Annotated in this window: 5 protein-coding genes; all 5 read left to right on the top strand. The window is 45.0% G+C overall.

The window, feature by feature from the left end; translation table 11 throughout:
* Nucleotides 1–94: 94 nt before the first annotated feature.
* Complete coding sequence (locus tag JCM17471_RS14330) at nucleotides 95–247, top strand: hypothetical protein (RefSeq protein ID WP_156321728.1); 153 nt, start codon at nucleotides 95–97, stop codon at nucleotides 245–247.
* A 2-nt stretch (nucleotides 248–249) separates the two neighbouring features.
* On the top strand, nucleotides 250–432 hold the full coding sequence (locus JCM17471_RS13065; protein WP_054778164.1) for a hypothetical protein: 183 nt from the start codon (nucleotides 250–252) through the stop codon (nucleotides 430–432).
* Nucleotides 429–1130: an N-6 DNA methylase gene (locus JCM17471_RS13060; RefSeq protein WP_054778163.1), complete on the top strand. Its 702-nt coding sequence runs from the start codon at nucleotides 429–431 to the stop codon at nucleotides 1128–1130. Before JCM17471_RS13065 ends, JCM17471_RS13060 begins: the two co-directional genes overlap by 4 nt.
* Entirely contained in the window at nucleotides 1127–1420 is a 294-nt protein-coding gene (locus JCM17471_RS13055; RefSeq protein ID WP_054778162.1) for a MazG-like family protein, read from the top strand. Before JCM17471_RS13060 ends, JCM17471_RS13055 begins: the two co-directional genes overlap by 4 nt.
* Before the next feature lie 65 nt (nucleotides 1421–1485).
* The coding region (locus JCM17471_RS13050) for a hypothetical protein (RefSeq protein ID WP_156321727.1) at nucleotides 1486–1852 on the top strand (367 nt) is incomplete at its 3' end.

Below are 1852 nucleotides of genomic sequence, written 5' to 3'. Positions count from 1 at the left end.
CAGAAGAAATTCGCCGAGTTTATCAAGCAGTATCCGGTTTTATACGGCGTGGCGCGATCGGCAGAGGACGCACTAAAATTGTGGAGGCAGACGAATGATCGATTATATTACGGCGACAAAAATTATCACAGCGGAATTTAAAGGTATGTACATCGATTTGGCGCCAGAAGGATTTCCGATGGAAGAAGACGAATTTAACGAGTTAATGACTAAACTAAAATTTACATTTGGTGACAATGACGTTTAATCTTGCCAAGCAATTTTGGATTTGATGGCGAAAATTTTAGAGCAACGTTCACTGATGTTGGCGTCACGTTGTTTGACGGTCCAGGCACAATCCAGGACGGGAACACATCAATATTTAATGTATCAGCTGAAAATCTCAAACCATTTGTTGACTGGCTTAATGCCAATATGGAGGCAGCCAAATGATGACCAAATTCACAGCAGATGTCGTTCACAAACTGTTGGGTGTCCGTGAAGCTCAACAAGCCCCAGCAGCACTGATGAAGATTGTCATGGATCAGCAAAAGCGTAACAGGATTTTTAAGCAATTCCTAGATGTCAGTACAGACGTATCACATGACTGGTTCTCAGAATATTTCATGAGTGTTCAAGCTGACCGAAAAGACAAGAAACAAGATTTCACTCCGGAGAGTATCAGCAAGCTCGTGAACATGCTCGTTGGATCGAGTGACAGTAGCGAGTATTACGAGGTCGCGGCTGGGACTGGATCAATGATGATTCAACGATGGCAACAAGACCGTTTGAAGCACAAGCCGTGGGACTACCAGCCAAGCATGTATTTTTATCATTTGGAAGAGCTTGGCGACAGTACGTTGCCGTTTCTAATATTCAACTGCGCCATTCGCGGCATGAACGCAACAATTGTTCATGGTGACAGTCTGACACGTGCTGCTAGACAAGTATATTTCATTCAAAACGATGAAGACGACTATTTGCATTTCAGCACAGTGAATGTGATGCCACACAGCAAAGACGTTGAACAAGAATTTGATATTCGACAATGGCTAGAACCTGAACAAAATCACATTGAATCAACAGAGATACCCGCAAGATACAACGAAGTCATTCAGGAATTAGCAGCGGGAAAGGAGGCAGAAAAATGAATTATACGAAGAGCATTGAAGCGTGGGCGATTGCCCGTGGTCTGGACACAGCGGAGCCAGACAAGCAACTTATCAAGCTGATGGAAGAACTGGGGGAACTGTCAGAAGGCTTCAATAAGCAACGCCGCGAGCAGGTCATCGATTCCCTCGGCGACATGTACGTGGTGATGACGATTTTCGCCATGCAGAACGGATTTTCTATCGAGGACGCCATCAAGGAAGCCTATATGACTATCAAGGACCGGACGGGCAAGATCGTTGACGGTGTCTTCATCAAGACGGGTGATTAGATATGTTTGCTTTGATAGGGGAGTTTTCCAAAAAGATATATTATGTCGACGATTACAGATCACAGGTGCATCGGTGGCTCAAGAATAACTACACGATTAGGCATTCAGATAGTCGTAAGGTTGATGTGGGTATGCCATTTATCCCAGAACCAATGCGTATTAAGCGAGTAGTGAGTGCAGAAGAGTTTGCAATTCGCAATCAGTCTGATACTGGGGCACCTGGTGATATCGGCGAAGATACGGCCGAACAGATTAATGCTATGCGGGAATACTACGGTGTTAAAGAAACCTATACAGATGACGCGACAAAGCAGGAAGAATCAGTGATCATGTTAGCGCAAGGCGGTATGACGCAGGCAGATATCGCACGGCGTGTCCATTTGCGGGCAGATAGGGTTATTCGAATTTTGGCACGGGCAGGAATTGATGCAA

This window comes from Lacticaseibacillus saniviri JCM 17471 = DSM 24301 (assembly GCF_001311785.1).
Lineage (GTDB): Bacteria > Bacillota > Bacilli > Lactobacillales > Lactobacillaceae > Lacticaseibacillus > Lacticaseibacillus saniviri.
The sequence above is the reverse complement of the archived record's forward strand: the minus strand, read 5'-3'. Positions and strand labels throughout refer to the sequence as shown.